This is a genomic window from uncultured Campylobacter sp., assembly GCF_938045775.1.
GTDB lineage: Bacteria > Campylobacterota > Campylobacteria > Campylobacterales > Campylobacteraceae > Campylobacter_B.
Genome location: NZ_CALIBH010000132.1, coordinates 11,654 through 28,768, shown reverse-complemented (window position 1 = coordinate 28,768; position 17,115 = coordinate 11,654). Strand labels below are relative to the sequence as shown.

General features: G+C 35.8%; 16 protein-coding genes. All 16 read right to left on the bottom strand.

Features of this window, described 5'->3' with window-relative positions:
• Positions 1 to 544: 544 nt before the first annotated feature.
• Positions 545 to 2,110 (bottom strand): autotransporter domain-containing protein, encoded by a 1,566-nt coding sequence (locus tag Q0238_RS05170; protein ID WP_297943563.1) that lies wholly within the window; start codon positions 2,108 to 2,110, stop codon positions 545 to 547.
• 61 nt (positions 2,111 to 2,171) lie between these two features.
• A complete protein-coding gene (locus Q0238_RS05165) occupies positions 2,172 to 2,369 on the bottom strand; it encodes a hypothetical protein (protein WP_297943560.1) in 198 nt (65 codons plus the stop codon).
• 268 nt (positions 2,370 to 2,637) lie between these two features.
• Complete coding sequence (rplT, locus tag Q0238_RS05160) at positions 2,638 to 2,994, bottom strand: 50S ribosomal protein L20 (protein WP_295153159.1); 357 nt, start codon at positions 2,992 to 2,994, stop codon at positions 2,638 to 2,640.
• Positions 2,995 to 3,092: 98 nt separating this feature from the next.
• Complete coding sequence (gene rpmI, locus Q0238_RS05155; RefSeq protein ID WP_005871089.1) at positions 3,093 to 3,284, bottom strand: 50S ribosomal protein L35; 192 nt, start codon at positions 3,282 to 3,284, stop codon at positions 3,093 to 3,095.
• 138 nt (positions 3,285 to 3,422) lie between these two features.
• Entirely contained in the window at positions 3,423 to 4,802 is a 1,380-nt protein-coding gene (locus Q0238_RS05150) for a hypothetical protein (RefSeq protein ID WP_297943556.1), read from the bottom strand.
• 8 nt (positions 4,803 to 4,810) lie between these two features.
• On the bottom strand, positions 4,811 to 5,773 hold the full coding sequence (locus tag Q0238_RS05145; RefSeq protein WP_297943553.1) for a glycosyltransferase: 963 nt from the start codon (positions 5,771 to 5,773) through the stop codon (positions 4,811 to 4,813).
• Complete coding sequence (locus Q0238_RS05140) at positions 5,766 to 6,698, bottom strand: glycosyltransferase family 2 protein (RefSeq protein WP_297943550.1); 933 nt, start codon at positions 6,696 to 6,698, stop codon at positions 5,766 to 5,768. Before Q0238_RS05140 ends, Q0238_RS05145 begins: the two co-directional genes overlap by 8 nt.
• Before the next feature lies 1 nt (position 6,699).
• Positions 6,700 to 7,062: a GtrA family protein gene (locus Q0238_RS05135; protein WP_297943547.1), complete on the bottom strand. Its 363-nt coding sequence runs from the start codon at positions 7,060 to 7,062 to the stop codon at positions 6,700 to 6,702.
• A 1-nt stretch (position 7,063) separates the two neighbouring features.
• Positions 7,064 to 8,029 (bottom strand): acyltransferase family protein, encoded by a 966-nt coding sequence (locus Q0238_RS05130; protein WP_363317125.1) that lies wholly within the window; start codon positions 8,027 to 8,029, stop codon positions 7,064 to 7,066.
• A 114-nt stretch (positions 8,030 to 8,143) separates the two neighbouring features.
• Entirely contained in the window at positions 8,144 to 10,207 is a 2,064-nt protein-coding gene (locus Q0238_RS05125) for a hypothetical protein (protein ID WP_297943541.1), read from the bottom strand.
• 295 nt (positions 10,208 to 10,502) lie between these two features.
• On the bottom strand, positions 10,503 to 11,834 hold the full coding sequence (gene rfbH, locus Q0238_RS05120) for a lipopolysaccharide biosynthesis protein RfbH (RefSeq protein WP_297943538.1): 1,332 nt from the start codon (positions 11,832 to 11,834) through the stop codon (positions 10,503 to 10,505).
• On the bottom strand, positions 11,831 to 12,760 hold the full coding sequence (locus tag Q0238_RS05115) for an NAD-dependent epimerase/dehydratase family protein (protein ID WP_297943535.1): 930 nt from the start codon (positions 12,758 to 12,760) through the stop codon (positions 11,831 to 11,833). The genes rfbH and Q0238_RS05115 overlap by 4 nt, the downstream gene beginning before the upstream one ends.
• Positions 12,757 to 13,443 (bottom strand): aldolase/citrate lyase family protein, encoded by a 687-nt coding sequence (locus Q0238_RS05110; RefSeq protein WP_297943532.1) that lies wholly within the window; start codon positions 13,441 to 13,443, stop codon positions 12,757 to 12,759. Before Q0238_RS05110 ends, Q0238_RS05115 begins: the two co-directional genes overlap by 4 nt.
• A 98-nt stretch (positions 13,444 to 13,541) precedes the next feature.
• Entirely contained in the window at positions 13,542 to 14,222 is a 681-nt protein-coding gene (locus Q0238_RS05105) for a hypothetical protein (protein ID WP_297943529.1), read from the bottom strand.
• Between the two features lies 1 nt (position 14,223).
• Positions 14,224 to 16,017 carry a thiamine pyrophosphate-binding protein gene (locus Q0238_RS05100; RefSeq protein ID WP_297943526.1) on the bottom strand — a complete coding sequence of 598 codons (1,794 nt, stop codon included), beginning with the start codon at positions 16,015 to 16,017 and terminating at the stop codon, positions 14,224 to 14,226.
• Positions 16,014 to 17,114: a CDP-glucose 4,6-dehydratase gene (gene rfbG / locus Q0238_RS05095; protein WP_297943523.1), complete on the bottom strand. Its 1,101-nt coding sequence runs from the start codon at positions 17,112 to 17,114 to the stop codon at positions 16,014 to 16,016. Before rfbG ends, Q0238_RS05100 begins: the two co-directional genes overlap by 4 nt.
• Between the last annotated feature and the right edge of the window lies 1 nt (position 17,115).

The window sequence follows — 17,115 nt, the reverse complement described above, 5'->3', positions numbered from 1 at the left end:
CCTTACATCATCGAACTAGACAAGCTAAAATAATCTCTTTTAAATTTTGCGGAGCAATCCGCAAAATTCCACCTCATCCTCTTAGTCTTAGCGATTTTAATTAATCCCGGATTGACCTTTTAATTTCATGCGGGCCATTGCTTTAGAATTTTTATAATCCCGCCGCTTAGCAAAATCTCTTTATCGAACCAGATTTAAAATTTTAAAATTTCTTTGCATATGGAATTTTAAAATTTAATAATCACGGAATTTAAAGCAGGCACAGATCTTTAAAATTTCAGACCACTTTTAAAAGACACGTGCAAAATTCTACTGCAAAATCCGCATTATTCTTTATATTGAAAATAGCATAAAAGCGATAGTATATGAAATTTAAAAGCGAGAAAATATATAAACGAAATCCGCAGCTGGAATTTTAAAATTTTAGGCGGAGCTCTAGATAAAATTTGAAAGCGGATTTTTGTAAAATTCCGCTTGCTATGAAGGGATTCTATCTCTAAGCTCTATGTTGTCCGCTTAGAGCTTGCGTGAAATTCTATGAAAATTAAAATTCCGCTTCTACCCCTGCTCTAGCAAGGCTATTTTTGCTCTCGCTTAGCTCGTACGATGCGCTGAGCCCGACGCTTTGAAGGATCTTATATTTCAGCCCGATCGCGCCGTTAAATACGCCGCTAGAATAATCAAGTCCCTCAACGTCGTATCTGTCCGAATACTTTCTGCTTGCATGATACGAATCGCCGCTAAATCGATGCTCGTACTCAGCATTCGCGAATATCTGCAGATCGCCGAAAGCCTTGATCGCGTAAATTCCCGCGGTGCCGTTTGGCGCGGTTTTTGAAGCGGAGCTAAATTTAAGCCTAGAGATCGCATCCTCGTCCACCCTAATCGCTCCAAGTCCCAAATATGGCTTAATGTAGCCGCTTTCAAATAAGAATTTGTACCCGGCTCTGGTGCTGAAATCCCAAATTTGCGACTTGTATTTTGCGCCATGGATAGCGCCGAATCCGTTGTTGGTTTCAAATTTATGATCGTTCGTCGAATATGTTAAATTGACCGCCAGATCCACATTCTCGCTAAAATCGTATCTGCCCGCCAGACCGAGCTCATAGGATTTGATGTTTTCTTTGACACCGTCGAATTTACCCTCGTACCAAGCGTCTGATTTTTGGTAACCAAATATCACGCCCAGCGTAAGATCATCTACTCTCTTGGAGGCTCCGAGTAAAATTCCGTCGCTCTTGTGATCGTATTTGACGCCACCCGAGCGGTCTTTGTAATCTCCGCCGTAGTTTCCTATCGCGCTTACGTTTACGTTAAACTCCTGCCCGTCGGTATCGGCTAAATTTTTATAAGCGGAATTTCTTGCTAGCTTAGTAAGATCCAGATCGACCTTCGAACGCGGCATCTCGATGCCTATCCGATTGCCTCTTCTTGCGACCTGCGAAAACAGGCTGCCGTTTTTAGGCGTGAAGTTATTGATCGCCAGCATCAGCGCCTCAAAATAGCTCGGCAGATCGTCGTATCCGCCAGGATAGCGGTTCGTATCGGAAGTGATGAATAAATTCGCCGCATTGCGCTCGCGCGACAGCCTTATAATCTCGTCATATTGCTCGGGCGAGGCGTTATAGATGACGTGTAAGATTTTAGCGGAATTTGCGGGATCTTTTTCAAATTCCGAGGTTCTAGGGCGGTAATGGTTTATATACTCATTCGCGCTCACCTCTTGCAGCATCCAAACGTCCGCATAAGGAGCTATGGCGTCGCGCACGCCCCAGCCGTTGTTCGCCAAAACGAGCATTCCTGGATATTTAGTCTTGATATAATTGTAGATATTCGCCATATAGGCGATAGTTGCGGGATTGTTTTCGGTATTAACCTCGTCGATGAAGTATCCTGCGATATTTTCTCTGCCGTAGAAATTTACGAAATTATCGATATCGGCATAGACTAAATTTAGATTTCTAGTAGAATTTTTAGTATAGGTATAGCCTAAATTTGCTATGCCCGCCGCGATATTTCGCTTCATCTGAACCGCGTCTTCGTCTCTTCTGACCAGATATTGCGTAGCTTGATCGCCCGGTATCGCCGCCTCGTAAGAGCCGAAAGCCACATAAGGAACCAGCGCGCCGCCTATATTGGTAATGCCGTTCCAAAACTCGGCATTTACGCCGCTATTGCCAGTCTAGCGAAACGCAGGCATCATAACGCGCTTGATTATTAAGCCTGCCCGAATATGAACCCTTTTTAGCAAAGCCTCTTGCATACTCGAGTTTGATACGAAATGAGCTCTCATACTCGTCGCTCGCGGAGCTATCGCTAGCTGCGTCGCGCCTGCTTAATTTCGCGCCCAAGCTATCCGCAGCGCTCATTACATCGGAACGGGAAGTGTTGTTGGAAAGTGATTTTTGCGCGTTTGCATAGCCCCAGGAATTCTGCTCGCTCGCATAGCCGAACCCTGCTGCACCGACAAGCGCAAGAGATACGATTTTTTTTCAAAGACTTTAGCATTCTGCACCGCTTCAAATAAAATTACCCAAATTCTTAAATTTCGACAAATTTGCGGACGCGCTTTTAAAATTAAAAGCTTTGTCGAAATTTAAAAATTTAGCCGCCTTAAAGACGGCCAAATTTTAAAGCTTATTTTAATGCTGCTTTTGCCTTCTTTGCGACGGTTGCGAAAGCTTCGGGGTCGTTCATAGCCATATTTGCTAAAATTTTTCTATCAAGCTCGATGCCCGCTTTTCTAAGTCCGTTTATAAATTTAGAATAGCTGATGTCGTTTAGTCTGCAAGCTGCATTGATGCGCACTATCCAAAGTCTGCGGAAATCGCGTTTTTTCGCGCGTCTGTCACGGAAGGCGTAAACGAGACTTCTCTCCAGCTGCTCTTTAGCCTTTCTGAAATGTTTGCGTCTTGCGCTATAAAATCCGCGCGCAAGCTTTAGCACCTTGTTGTGACGGCGGCGTCTAACGATGCCCGTTTTTACTCTTGCCATATTAATCCTTTCTTAATCGGCGTCCCTTTGGGGATCTTGCCCTAAAATCCATAAATTTAGGGGAGTTTGAATGACTTTCGTCAAAAACTAACTTCGCACTATTTGCAAAGCATTTTTTTAACCGCAGATACGTTCGTAGAATCGACGTATTGGGCCTCGCGCAAATTCCTCTTGCGTTTTTGAGACATCTTCGTCAAAATGTGGCTGCGAAACGCCGAGCCTCTTTTGATCTTGTTTTTGCCCGCTTTAAAACGCTTGACGGCACCGCGCACGCTTTTCATCTTTGGCATGGTCGTCCTTTTTTTAAAGTGAATGGGAAGTATATAATAAAGTTTCTTTGAAAAATTTGAATTTTAGCAAAATTTATGAAAATGCAAAACGTTGCATCGAAATTGATATAATTATTGTCCATAGCAATATTTTCAGATTTATATCGTTTTTATAAATTTAAGCAGTTGAATAAAATTTTCCCTTTTTAATACAATTAAAACTATAAAACTTACTATTATTGAGCAAAACGCATAGATGCCAGGCAATATATGAGATATAGCAATAAAACAAATACTGCAAAAAAATTCCACAACAATATTATAAAAATTTACACTTTTTATAAATTTTTTCAGACCATAACTCAATGCGATATATTTGGCAAAAAGAGATAAAAACAGGCAAAACATTATGATAAATATATCATTGCAAAAATATACAATAAATCCAATAAATACTGAAAATATAATCAAAGAAATTAAATTTACACGAAGCATTTGTCCTTCTTTGCGTAATGCCTTAAAATATGAATTAGTAAGAAGGAGCGTCTTACCTTCGCATAGCAATATCGTAAAAATTATCGGCATATAATTTAAAACGTCCGCATATTTAGGTAGCCAAGCGCCCAGTAGAATTTCTACAGGATATGCAAATAGAAATAAAAATACAAATATGATTGATAGTCCATCATCTAAAATTTTAAAAATTTCGTTTTGTTCGCAAGTTTTTTTAGTTCGTAATATTGGGAATAAGATCGCCGAGAATGCATTGATAAAAAATAGAGCAAAATTCAGTAACGACAATATAAGTGAAATTTTACCAAATAAAACGATGCTAAATTTCCATGCAATCATAGATCTTGCAATAAATATCAAAAATATATTGCAAAGCGCAGAGATTGTTAATTTTATACCTATTCGCATATTTTTATATATATAAAATAAGCTATCTGTAAAAGGAGTCATCTTTACTTTAAAAAGATCCCTACATAAAAAACAAATATAAACAAGCGATATAAATCTGGCAAAAATAAATGAAAATATTAAAAATTTAGCTTTATCGAAATCCACGAAATAAACTGCTGATATAGATGATAAGACAAAAATTCTTTCTATAAACAAAACGAGTATTGACTTTTTTATCTCATTTACACTTTGCAAAAGATTATATAGAAATGATCTTGGCACCGTGATAGCACCCGAAATAGCAATATATAAAAATAACCTTTTATCGAACGAAAACGCACAAACCGTAAAAAATATAATTAGGCATTCTAGAATATATAAAATCTCCATCGTACAAATTTGAGATTTTAGAGTTCTTTTAGAAATAAATTCATATCGCCTACCGCCATATCTTAGATATATGCCATCAGATAGTCCAAAATGTAAAAATTCTACGTAATTGGCAAAAAATATAAATAATTGATAGTATCCAAAGCTTTCTAAAGATAAAAGCTTCGGCAGAACTAAGATCGATACTGCGGATACAAACGCAAAAAATATCTGCGCTAGCACCATATATGAAATTTTAGATAGCAAATTCCGTCCTAAATCGTCTTTTGCATAAATTTAACTATTAAAAGGCCTAGCTTTTTTGGTATCCACATCGCGCTAACCGTGAATATCCAAAAAGAAGGGAATTTCTTATAAATTTTATATAAATTGCGAAAGCAGTTTTCGTTCCTAACCGCAGAAAGGCCGTTTCGTATCCTAATTATATTGGCGGGATAATAATATATTAAAAGCCTTTTTCTAAAAATTTCAAGCACGAAATCTGCGTCAAAATTCTTTTCAATAGTGATTAAGGTATCATTTAGATTTGTACCAAATACTTCTGAAAAATTATATCTTCCACTATTAAACTGCCTTGCTGCATAAATTTTATCAAATACCACGACTTGCTTATCAGACAAAATCGCGCATGCGATATTCCAATAAAGCTGCACGAGATTGTTATTTGCTATCACGTCTAAATCGATTCTATCAAATAAACTTTTATTTACTATATTAGAAGTTATAAAAGTTAAATTAGTATGGGCTTCTTTTATAAACTCCGCTTTATTATTATCATAAATTTTAAAATTATTAAATTCTTTAAATTCTGCCGGCTTAATTTTGTCTATGAAATTTTGTGCCTTTAAATGAATGATACCTAATTTCGAAGAAGAATCCAGTATCCGCATTAAATATTTAATCGTATCATCAAACACTAAATCATCATCGCCGAATATCCATATATATTTTCCGCGCGACAAAGAAATCGCTTTTTTGAAATTATTATCTGGACCAGTATTTTCACTATTTTTTATATATTTTACAAGTCCGAAATCAATATATTTTTTTGCAATATCCGAAGTTTTATCACTGGAAGCATTATCTAAAATTAAAATTTCAATATCTTTTCGCTCGCTTTTCTGCACGCTTTTACATAAACTATTTAGACTGATATCTAAAAATTTAGCCCTATTATAGGTCGGTACTGCAATACTTAAAAGTATTTCTTCATTCAAAATTTATTCTCTCTTTTTCAAAGACCAATGGACGATTTAACACCTGCGTATAGATTGCCCCAATGTATTCGCCTATTATACCGATAAAAAATAAAATCCCCGATGAAACAAATGAAAAAAGTATTATGAGAGGTGCAATGCCTACGTTCATCTCGTCCCAATAAATTAGCTTAAGTATAAAATACACAAGTCCCACTATTATGCTTAAAATACCGGTTATAATGCCTATAAAGGTTGCAAGCCTAAGCGGCACTTTGGAATTGCAGATTATGCCAAGTATCCCCATATCATAAAGCGTGTAGAAGTTGTTCTTAGTGACTCCTTTGATTCTCACGGGTTGATCGTAAGGAATTTTAGCTACTCTATAACCTGCCTCCGCTAGCATTCCGCGAAAAAACGGATATGGGTCATGCATCTGTCTAAGAGCCACTATCACTTTTTTATCAAAAAGTCCAAAGCCGGTAAAATTCTTAAAAATTTCGATCTCAGATAGCTTTGATAAGAGCTCATAATAGCACTCTCTGATTTTAAACATCACGCCGCGTTCCTCGCTATCTCGCTTAATAGCCAAAACCAAGTCGTTGCCCTCCTGCCATTTTTTTATAAACTCTGGTATCATCTCGGGCGGATCTTGCAGATCGGCTACGATAGAGATCACCGCATCTCCGTCTGCGCCCAAAAGCGCATAGGTAGGAGATTTTATATGACCGAAATTTCTAGAATTTACGATGATTTTTAAATTTTTATCATCCTTTGCAAGGCGTTTTAAAATTTCAACTGTTCTATCAGTCGAAGCATTATCGATAAATATATGCTCGTAGGCATACTCCGGAAATTCGCCCATAACTTTTTTTACGCGCGCATAGACTTCCTCTACATTCTCCTCTTCGTTAAAGCAGGCAGTAACTATACTGATTTTTTTCATATCATCTCCTAAAGACGAAAAATTTATTTAATAAAAATGATACCGCGGCCAGCGGGATCAAAAGCACAAAACCGTTTATATACATATTTTCGAAACCAAGCCGCTTAAAAAGCCATAGAAAAAATATATTTAAAAGATAGGTTATAACATAGACCAAAATAAATTTAAAAATAAGTCTATTATCGTTGCTGCCGAACACTAGCCCGCCTATGGTTTTAAAGTTAAACAATACGCCAAGTATCGTAGAAAGCAACACGGCAAGAGGATAATATAGACCCAGATAGATAAAAAGGGCAAATAGACCGTAGCCAAAAACAGTATTTAATATACCAACTAAGAGGAATTTTATAATTTGAATATTCAAGCTATTTCCCCTTAATTAAAAAAATATCAATTAGTTTTTTATATTGTATTTTTCTTAAAACTTTTACTATAATGAAATTTAAAATAATGCAAATTGTTGCACCTAAAAAATAATAGACAATAGATTGATAAGGCTTCATAGAATATTTAGATTGCGTAACCATAATTATCCAACCTATGTAAAAATGATTTAAAAAAATATTAAGGCTTAATAGCCCTAAATTATTAAAAATTCTTTTTTGGAATAAAGTTGCCAACAATGATTTACTACTAAAAGAGAAGCTAAGAGATATAGATAAAAACAATATTATAATAAAATCAGTATTATTTGGTTTACGCGTAAAAATGATAAGATAAAAGATTGCGGTATATAAAATAAATTCTAATATAGCGATCAAAATAAGTCCTATTGTTGTAAAATTAATAGAATTAATTTTTTCTGTAGCAAAATATAAGCAATAACCCAAAGAAATATCTGCAATAGCCCTAATGAGTCCGATATGAATGAATCCTCCAAAAATAGGCCCCATAATGACTCCTATATAATTGTATTGATATGCTATCGATCCAAATGAAATCAATATAACAAGTGGAGCAATGAAATTTATAAACATTTTTTGATTTTTAAGTATAATTGGAAGCAATATGGATATAGAGCCTATCATAGCTGATAGATACCACATAACGCCAGTTATAAATCTTACAGGAAAACCCCAAATTTGCAATAATAATATATCTCCTATTGTCAATGCCAGCATGCCCGATATGGACGGTACTTCATTCCAAGCAAATAAACATATGAAAATAAAGCCTATCGCAATAGCCACAAGGTATTCTAAATAAAATACCTTTATTTTTCTCACTATATAATTTCTAGTGATAACAAATATATTTTCATTAAGCTCAAAATCATAAAATTTTTTAGCCATGAGCCAACCAGTTACTAAGAAAAAGAATTCCACGCCTATATATCCTATAGGCAGTATAGGAAAAACTGCCAGCTATAATGTATTAATATTATAATGGCAAAAATAAATTTTAAAAAATCTATAAAACCATTTCTTTTAGAATTTTCAGAAATTTTATTTTCTCCTATATACATCTATCATATTTCCTTTTTCAACCAAAATATAATCTTCCCTGACCTCATTAAATAGCTTAGATAATACCTCTAATTTTGGTATTCTCTGCTTAACATTTTCATTATACCAATATTCATCATATAGGTCAAAAAATCGCCTTTCTCGTATTTCTGCCTTATAGTCTCTATCTATATCGGCATCTACATATAAAATATCGGCTTTATTTTTTATCAAATTTAAGACTTCATTATATTCTATGTCCGATACTAGAAAAGAGCGTAACTCAAAATACTTTAATCCGCTATATCTTTTACTAAAAAACTGTAGTATATTATCATATTTTGATATCATATATATCTCTTTGGTATCGGGCGAATACTTATTTATAAGATTAATAGAGCTTTGAAATTTATCAAAAGGATATGTAGTAATTATCCCTCCGGCTCTTTCATGGTTCCATTTATAGATTTTATGCGTTTCAAATATTTTTTCATAATTAAAAATTTCCTTAATATAAGACATTGAGAATTTAGCATATGTTATTATGCATATAAATATGCATAATATAGAGATCACCTTTTTAGCCTTATCCGGAAATAAATTCAAAATTATAATAAAAGGAAGGGCGGCAATGAAAAAATTAACGGTAGACAAGTCCACTCTCCAAACCGTATAAGTATAAAAAAATCCTGTATAAAATAGCAAAAATAAATAGCTTAATAAATATTTACTATCTTGCAATTTCTTATAAAAAAATATAAATAATAGCCATTGAATAAATATCACCGACAATACCGCGAGCAATAAAGTAGAAGGAATATTAAAAGAGTAAAAACCATCTAAAAAGTATTTTATTGATGGATTTTTCATAAATGGATATTTTATATATATTATTGTCCCCAAAATGGTATAAATGAGTATAAAAAATATTTTTTCGGCATTTACGAGTTTTCTATTTTTTACAGCAATTATTCCATATTCTACAATAAGTGCACCTAAAAGTGATATAAAAATATATAGACCAAAATCATTAGCCATCAAAATGGAAAGCAACGCTAGCAATACACATATTACTTTAAACATGAAATTAAAATTTCCAAATTTTGAGGCATAGAATAAAAGCAATACTATCGTCAAATCAAAGAAATGCCTAGTATCGAAATTTGTAGGACCATAATGATAAAAATAATAAGATATGGAAAAGAATTTAATACTTAGCAAAAATATAAAAATAAGCCTTATCAAGTCATTTTTAAAAAATAGAAATACAAAACCAACCGCTATGACATAATAGATCATACATACTATATTTTTCGTCTTTTCAAAATTACTAACGCTTATGCCTCCAAGCTGTTCCATTATAAAATTAATAGGGTATAGACTTAAAAATCCATATTGAGAAAAAATTTCCGATTTATCCCTATCTAGATCTAGCTCATTTATAGGATTTAACATAAATGGGGTTTCTTCCCAATAATACCTACTAAGAATCTGCATATTTTGTTCAAAAATATTATATGCTATGAAGTCAGTTTTTTCTTTAAGCTTACTTAGAGTATCTGCGCCAAACATAGGATAAGAATGCGAAAATACATCTAAACCGTATCTATTTATGCTATTTATGCTATTTGTCTCTCTGGCTTCATAATAAGTAAGATTAAAGTCTTTATTATAGCCTATATTTTCTATATGAGTTCCAAATTTTTTAAAAGTATCTGCGCTAATATGCCTATAATAAGGATCAAAAATCAAAAACTTTGGGTTATTATGAAAACTAAATCCATTTTTACCAGATAAAAAGATATTGTCGTATGAATTGAATTTATAATTTATATTATTGGGGTCAAAGCACAGGTTTTCTGTAATATATTGATCATTCGAAACTATTTTATTACCATCCAATATCGTCTGCTCATCTATATATCTAAATTCGTTTGCAAGCTTAAAATCCGAAAAAATACCATAAAAGTAAAATGAAATTTGTATAATTATTAAAATTGCTATGGCTACTTTGGCACAAAGGTAAAAATTGAGATCCTTTATTTTAAGCAAAGCGCTATTCATCGATATCGTCTTTATAAATTTTATACCATAAAATCAAAGAAAAAAAAGCAGAGATAATAAAAATATAAAATAGATAAAAATTAAATATAAATATCTTTTCGTGATTCATAAAATAGTAAACCCATTTAAAATAATTGTATTTATCTTCAGTAGGATCAACGTAAGCAATAAAAATCTTTTTTCCTATTTTGTAAATCAAACACATAGCAATACAAAATAACAAAGATAGTTTTAAGACGGCTTTATTGGACATATATTTTTCTTTCTAAATTCTACTACTTAATTGAATTATATTTTAGCTTTTTGCTGATATAAATTCTTTAATTACTTTTATGATGTATTCTATCTTCTCATCGCTCATTCCGGGATATACCCCCACCCAGAAACTATCGTTCATTATCTTATCGGTATTTTTTAGCTCGCCTGAAATTTTATAATCTACCCCGCGTTTAAGATCTGCAAATAACGGGTGCTTGATCATATTGCCCGCAAATAAATTTCTTGTTTGCACGCCCGCCCTCTCTAGATGTTCGCTAAGCTCGTTTCTACTAAATTTTGCCCCGTCTGCAACCGTCATCATAAAGCCGAACCAACTAGGCTCGGAATGCGGCTGAGCTTTAACTAAAATAAGCTCCTTTATAGCTTTCAGCCCGTCATAAAGCTTTTTAAAATTTTGCCTACGATGCTGCACGAAGCTAGAAAATTTATCTATCTGAGCGCATCCCACGGCAGCTTGCATATCGGAGGCTTTTAAATTAAATCCGAAGTGCGAATAAACGTATTTATGATCGTACCCGAGCGGTAGCTCACCAAATTTTTGCGAAAAGCGCCTGCCACAGGTATTATCTACGCCGCTCTCACACCAGCAATCGCGTCCCCAATCACGCATACTTAGCATAATTTTTTTAAGCAGCGGATTGTTTGTGTATGTAGCGCCACCCTCACCCATCGTCATATGATGAGGCGGATAGAAGCTGCTCGTACCTATATCTCCCCATGTGCCGGTCGGCTTGCCCTCATATAGCGAACCCAGCGCGTCGCAGTTATCCTCGATAAGCCACAAGCCGTGCTTATCGCAAAATTCCTTTACGACTCTTATATTAAAAGGATTTCCCAAAGTGTGAGCCACCATAACCGCTTTTGTTTTTGGGCTAAGCGCAAGCTCAAGCTTTGTGTGATCTATATTAAAATACTCAAGTTCCATATCGACAAAAACCGGAACGGCACCGTATTGCACGATAGGCGCAACCGTCGTAGGAAAGCCCGCCGCGACAGTTATGACTTCGTCGCCCTTCTTTATGCGACGCTCTTTTAGAAGCGGCGAGGTGAGCGCGAAAAACGCGAGCAGATTCGCGCTGCTTCCGCTATTTACCAAAAACGCCCATCTAACGCCAAGCATTTTGGCAAATTCCTTTTCAAATTTTTTAGAATATGCGCCGTATGTAAGCCAGAAATCAAGCGAGCTATCTACCAAATTTATCATTTCGTGCTCGTCGAAAACTCTGCCTGCGTAATTTACACGACTCTTGCCCGGCTCAAATTTAGCGTGCTGCGCCGGCTCATGAACCAATTTATAATACTCTTTCGTCTTTTCTAAAATTTCAACTTTTAATTCCTGTGGCGTCATTTTTTACCTTTCCAAATTTCATTGATTTTTCTCAAATATGGGTCTTTTTTAATCGTCTCTAAATCTAAGTTGGCAAAATTTTGCTTAAAATATTTGCGAATTTTGCCGATCGCTTCTGAATGCGGCGTGAGCTTAAACCTGCCTCCCATCTCGGATTTTAACAGGCTATTGTCAGAAGTGTATTCGTTATTTAGCCCCGCATTCATCACGATTATTTCGGATTTGAAATCGCTTGCCTCATTTACGAGCGCGGCTAGGCTAAGCAGATCGATTTTCACCCCGCTGCTTGCATTGTAAATTTTATGTCGTGCATCATTTTCTATATAAAATTCCACTATGTTTAGCAGATCATCAACATACATATAATCAAAAAATACGTTTTGATTGATCGTGATGGGTAGGTGCAGTAGGTTTTTTACTACGGCATTTGTAATAAATTTATAGCGGTAATTCTCCATTTCGCCGTAAATTCCAAATAAACGAAGCTGGATAATGTTATTCGCGCAATCCTCGATATAATGCGAAGTAATAGCTTTATAAAAGCCGTATTCATCGAGCGGAAGCGCCTTTTTATAATCATCTTCGCGAGCATTTATGATCGGCTTGTTTTTGCCATATTCTGCACCGCTGCCAAACGATATGATCTTTGCGACCCTATTTTTTTGCTTGGCGATATTGAAAAAGATTCGTAAATTATACTCGGTCACATTTGTCATATCCAGCGTATCACGACCGCCGCCGTGATTAGCTAGATGAACGATAGTATCGATTTTATGCGCACGGACAAAATCGTCAACTGCGATTTCGTCAGTCAAATTTAGCTCGCTACTTTTTGGAGCGAAAACATTAAAATTACTATTTAGCGCAAGATGCTTTTTTAGATGCGAGCCGATAAAACCGCCGCCGCCTGTGATGAAAAGATTCATCTAGCGCTTAGCCTTTTTTCTAAATCTTCTATACGCTGTTCATCCTCGGCTTTTATTCTTGCATAAAATCTTCTTTTTGATTTTAGCCATAATAGTTCAAATTTTAGCGCCGTATCAATTCCTTCGCGCGGATTAGCGTCAATAGAATCTATGGCAAAAACCACTTTGCGGGTTTCATATTTGTCTATCAAATTTTCTGCTTTTAAGGTCTTGATAAAATCAATAGATTTGGCAGTAATGTTTCCTCCCATTGCAAATTTTAAACCTTTTACCTTTACCGCGCGAGATACTTTCTGAACGGCATTTAAAACCTGCTCGCTATCTACATCTTTTTTGCTCAAACCACATGATTGTGCAAAATCGCTTCTGCCGAATGTAATACTCCTTAGTAGCGAAATTTTTTCTAATTTTAGAATTTCATCTATATTTTCTACTGCGGTTTTCGTCTCGATATTTATAGCAAAATCTACATAATCTCGGTTGTCTGGATTTATTAAATTTTCTATAACTCCTAGATATTTATAAACGGCATATGGAGTCTCTACCATAGGCGCGATAAGCCCTTCTACGCCTAAAATTATACCGTTATAAATATCAGTAACCGCTTCGGCTCCGCCGATTTTTAAAATGATAGGCAAATCTGCTCGATTGGCAATATCTCGCAAGCGCATCATCTCCTCCATACGGCTTCCCTCGGCCTCAAATTCCGCTTTTAACTCAAATACGCCATATTCGTTTTTAAGCCTTTTAAGTACGTCTATCATCTCAAATTCATTTATATTCATACCTCTTCCTCCAGTACGCTTAATATCATTTTAATATCGCCTATATACTTACTATTCCTCTCTACATATCCCCAATCGGGCTGTAATAACTTAAGTCTTTTTATGTGCTCACATTTTTTTAAATGCATTTCTGAGTCATCTATAAAAATCCCGCTATCGCCATCTTTTAAAATTGAATTTATTATATTAGCTTTTGAATTAAATTTAGCAAATATATCTGCCCCCAATATATTATCATTATTTATAAATTGAATATTAAATCTTTTGGCTAAATCCAATACAGTTTTACTATCTTTAGTAGTTACAATAAAAGTCTGCCGATTCAGTTTCATATTTGATAGCTCCAATAAAAACGGATATGGCCTATTCAAAGCCAACCAATTTTCATAGTTATTTGCTTTTAACTTTTTACGAGTCTCAAAAAAGTCTTTTTCAAATTTTTTAGCTTCATCGTTATAATCAAAAGCTAAAAGTTTTTTATTGTTATTAGTTATAGCTGTCATAACGAAATAATAATTCCATGCCGGACCTACAATAGGTCTGAATTTTAAAAATTCAGCATATTGCTTTTCATCAAATTTTTGCCTTAAAAAACTTGGCGTAGATCTACAAACTTCATAGGCTTCACGTACAGTATCAAAAAGGACGCCATCAAAGTCCAAAAATAAAAATCTCATATCAATCCAAAGGCTTTACTATCATATTTTTATAAAATTCATCTCGAGGTAAAAATGGGGCAAGATCCTCCAACGGTTTTGATATCATAGTCCCATCCCGGAGCTTCATAGATGCAACTTTTGGTCCTATGGCTTCATTCGGCGGCAGCATCACTTCGCAAAATACCGGTCCCTCGCATGATAAAATTTCATCTATTTTTGCATTGGCATCATCATTATTTTTAATTTGAAATACTTTAAAGCCATAAATTTTAGCGAGCGCCTTCATATCCGGTATACTTACACCACTTATAGGACTTTCGCCGACAAAATTGTTATTGAAATAATTATGTTGAGTTATGCGTATAGAGAGGTATCCATTATTGTTATACATAAAAATTTTAACGGGAAGCTGATAATGGATAATAGTTTGCAATTCCTGGATATTCATCTGAATGCTTCCATCACCGGTTAAGCATATAGTTTGTCTTTTATTATTTGCTACGCATGCACCAATTAGTGCCGGCAAATCATAGCCCATAGAAGCACATCCGACATTTGCAAAAAGCCTATCACCCGCTCGTACCAGATAGCTCTGAAATGTTGATGTATATGCTATTCCATTGCCGGTAAGCAAGAGAGAATTTTTTGGTAATTTCTCCGAAAGTAATCTTGGAAAATAATATGAACTGACATAATTCTTCTCTTTCAATACGGATTTATCAAAAACAGGATATTTCATTTTTATTCTATTACAATATTTAAGCCAGTCTCTAATTTCCAGATTTAAATCTCTAATTTTTTCTCTAAGATCGTTTATAAAAACCTTTGCATCGGATTTAATTTTTATATCCGGAATAAAAGTTTTTTTATTAAGTTCATTTTCATCTATATCAATCATAATTTTTTTGGCTTCTCGCGCAAAAAATTCCCAATTAAAGCTCAAAATTCTAAGATTTAATCTTGTACCTAATACTATTACTAAATCACTATTTTGAATTACAAAATTTCCGGCCCTCTCACCTAAAATTCCCGGCCTACCAAAAAAATACTTATTTGAAGTCTCTATTAAATCAACTCCTGAAATAGCAGTCAAAACAGGGATTTTTAGCTCGTCAATCAAGGCTCTAAAATCATCTTTTGCATTGGCCAACCTCACTCCGTTACCTACAATGATGACGGGGCGTTTAGCAGCTTTTAATGCATCTAGAACCTGCGGGATTTTTGTGTCGAATTTTGGCTCTTCTGGAATTTTAAATTCTACCAAATCTGCTTCGTCCACCATCGCGCCTTGTATATCTAGCGGCACATCCAGCCATACGGGTCCGGGTCTGCCGTGCTTAGCCTCATAAATAGCTTTTTGCAGATGAAATTTTATGCTATTTTTATCCGTTATCATTACGGCGTATTTTGTGATAGGCCTTACGATGTCAACGATATTAACCTCTTGATCGCCGAGCTGACGTAAATTTAACTCGGGTTGCGAAGCAATGGTCGTTTGAAATTTAACCTGCCCCGATATGATCATCGTAGGGATCGAATCCACCCAAGCACCGTAAACGCCGGTAATCGCGTTTGTCCCGCCAGGGCCTGTGGTAACATACGCGATACCGATCTTATTTGAGACGCGTGCATAGCCTTCTGCGGCTATCGCGCAAGCCTGTTCGTGATGGTTACAGACATACTCTAAATTTTCATTTTTGCCAAGCGAATCTATCAGGTGCATATTGCCACCACCTGAGACCATAAATACGGTCTTTGCAGTATCTTTATGCTCGGCTATAAATTTTGCTATAAAATCGCTAACTTTTATCATCGCATCATCTCTTTTACGTAGTCGTTTAAATTTTGCTCGGTATCGATCGCGCCGTTTTCGTAGAAATTTTTATACCATTTTACAGTTTTTTCAAATGCCGTTTCGCTATCCCAAACGGGCTTCCAGCCAAGCAGCGCATGTGCTTTAGAGCAATCAAGCTTCAATAAATTTGCCTCATGAGGCTGGTTTATGTCGGAATTGATTTGAAATTCTATCTTATCCCAATATCGCTTGGCGCTTTTTAGTACATCAAGCACCCTAATCGCGCCATCATCGCTAGGACCGAAATTCCATGCGCTGCCGAATTCCTTTCGCCCTTCAAGCAACTTTTGCCCCACAAGCAAATATCCGCCAAGCGGCTCGAGCACGTGCTGCCAAGGGCGTGTCGCATGCGGATTGCGGATCGTTACCGCTTCATTTTTAGCTGCCGCGCGCATCACGTCGCAAATCAATCTGTCTTGCGCCCAATCCCCGCCGCCTATGACATTACCCGCACGACATGTGGCAAGCAGCGTTTGATGCTTTGTGCCGTAATCTTTTTCGTTAAAAAACGAATTTCGATATGAACTAGCCAAAAGATCCGCGCAGCCTTTCGACGAGCTATATGGATCATATCCGCCCATAGGATCGTTCTCACGATAACCCCAAACCCACTCTTTATTTTCATAAGCCTTATCGCTGGTAATATTCACGATCGCGCGAACGCCCGCCTTTCTGCAGGCTTCAAAGACTTTTAATGTGCCTATGACATTGGTTTCGTAGGTTGTGATGGGATCGGCATAAGATGGACGTACGAGCGCCTGAGCGGCAAAGTGAAATACAATGTCGGGTTTATAAGTCGTAAACGCCTCGTCTAATTTAGCAAGATCTCGTATGTCGGCGATTACCTGGATGATATTTAAATTTAAAAGTCCTATATGATTTGGCTCTGTAGGCGCCGGAAGCGAATACCCTATCACTTTCGCGCCCAAGCGCTGCAGCCATAGACTAAGCCATGAGCCCTTAAAGCCGGTATGTCCGGTAAGCAAAACTGTTTTGCCCTTATAAATTCCGGAGTATAAATTTTGCATTTCTTGTGTCGTTATTGCGTTGTGCATC

Bases quoted from the DNA above. Each gene is read 5' to 3' on its own strand.
- Q0238_RS05165 (WP_297943560.1), bottom strand. From the start codon at position 2,369: ATGAGCGCTGCGGATAGCTTGGGCGCGAAATTAAGCAGGCGCGACGCA.
- rplT (WP_295153159.1), bottom strand. From the start codon at position 2,994: ATGGCAAGAGTAAAAACGGGCATCGTTAGACGCCGCCGTCACAACAAG.
- rpmI (WP_005871089.1), bottom strand. From the start codon at position 3,284: ATGCCAAAGATGAAAAGCGTGCGCGGTGCCGTCAAGCGTTTTAAAGCG.
- Q0238_RS05140 (WP_297943550.1), bottom strand. From the start codon at position 6,698: ATGAAAAAAATCAGTATAGTTACTGCCTGCTTTAACGAAGAGGAGAAT.
- Q0238_RS05125 (WP_297943541.1), bottom strand. From the start codon at position 10,207: ATGAATAGCGCTTTGCTTAAAATAAAGGATCTCAATTTTTACCTTTGT.
- rfbH (WP_297943538.1), bottom strand. From the start codon at position 11,834: ATGACGCCACAGGAATTAAAAGTTGAAATTTTAGAAAAGACGAAAGAG.
- Q0238_RS05115 (WP_297943535.1), bottom strand. From the start codon at position 12,760: ATGAATCTTTTCATCACAGGCGGCGGCGGTTTTATCGGCTCGCATCTA.
- Q0238_RS05110 (WP_297943532.1), bottom strand. From the start codon at position 13,443: ATGGAGGAGATGATGCGCTTGCGAGATATTGCCAATCGAGCAGATTTG.
- Q0238_RS05105 (WP_297943529.1), bottom strand. From the start codon at position 14,222: ATGAGATTTTTATTTTTGGACTTTGATGGCGTCCTTTTTGATACTGTA.
- Q0238_RS05100 (WP_297943526.1), bottom strand. From the start codon at position 16,017: ATGATAAAAGTTAGCGATTTTATAGCAAAATTTATAGCCGAGCATAAA.
- rfbG (WP_297943523.1), bottom strand. From the start codon at position 17,114: ATGCACAACGCAATAACGACACAAGAAATGCAAAATTTATACTCCGGA.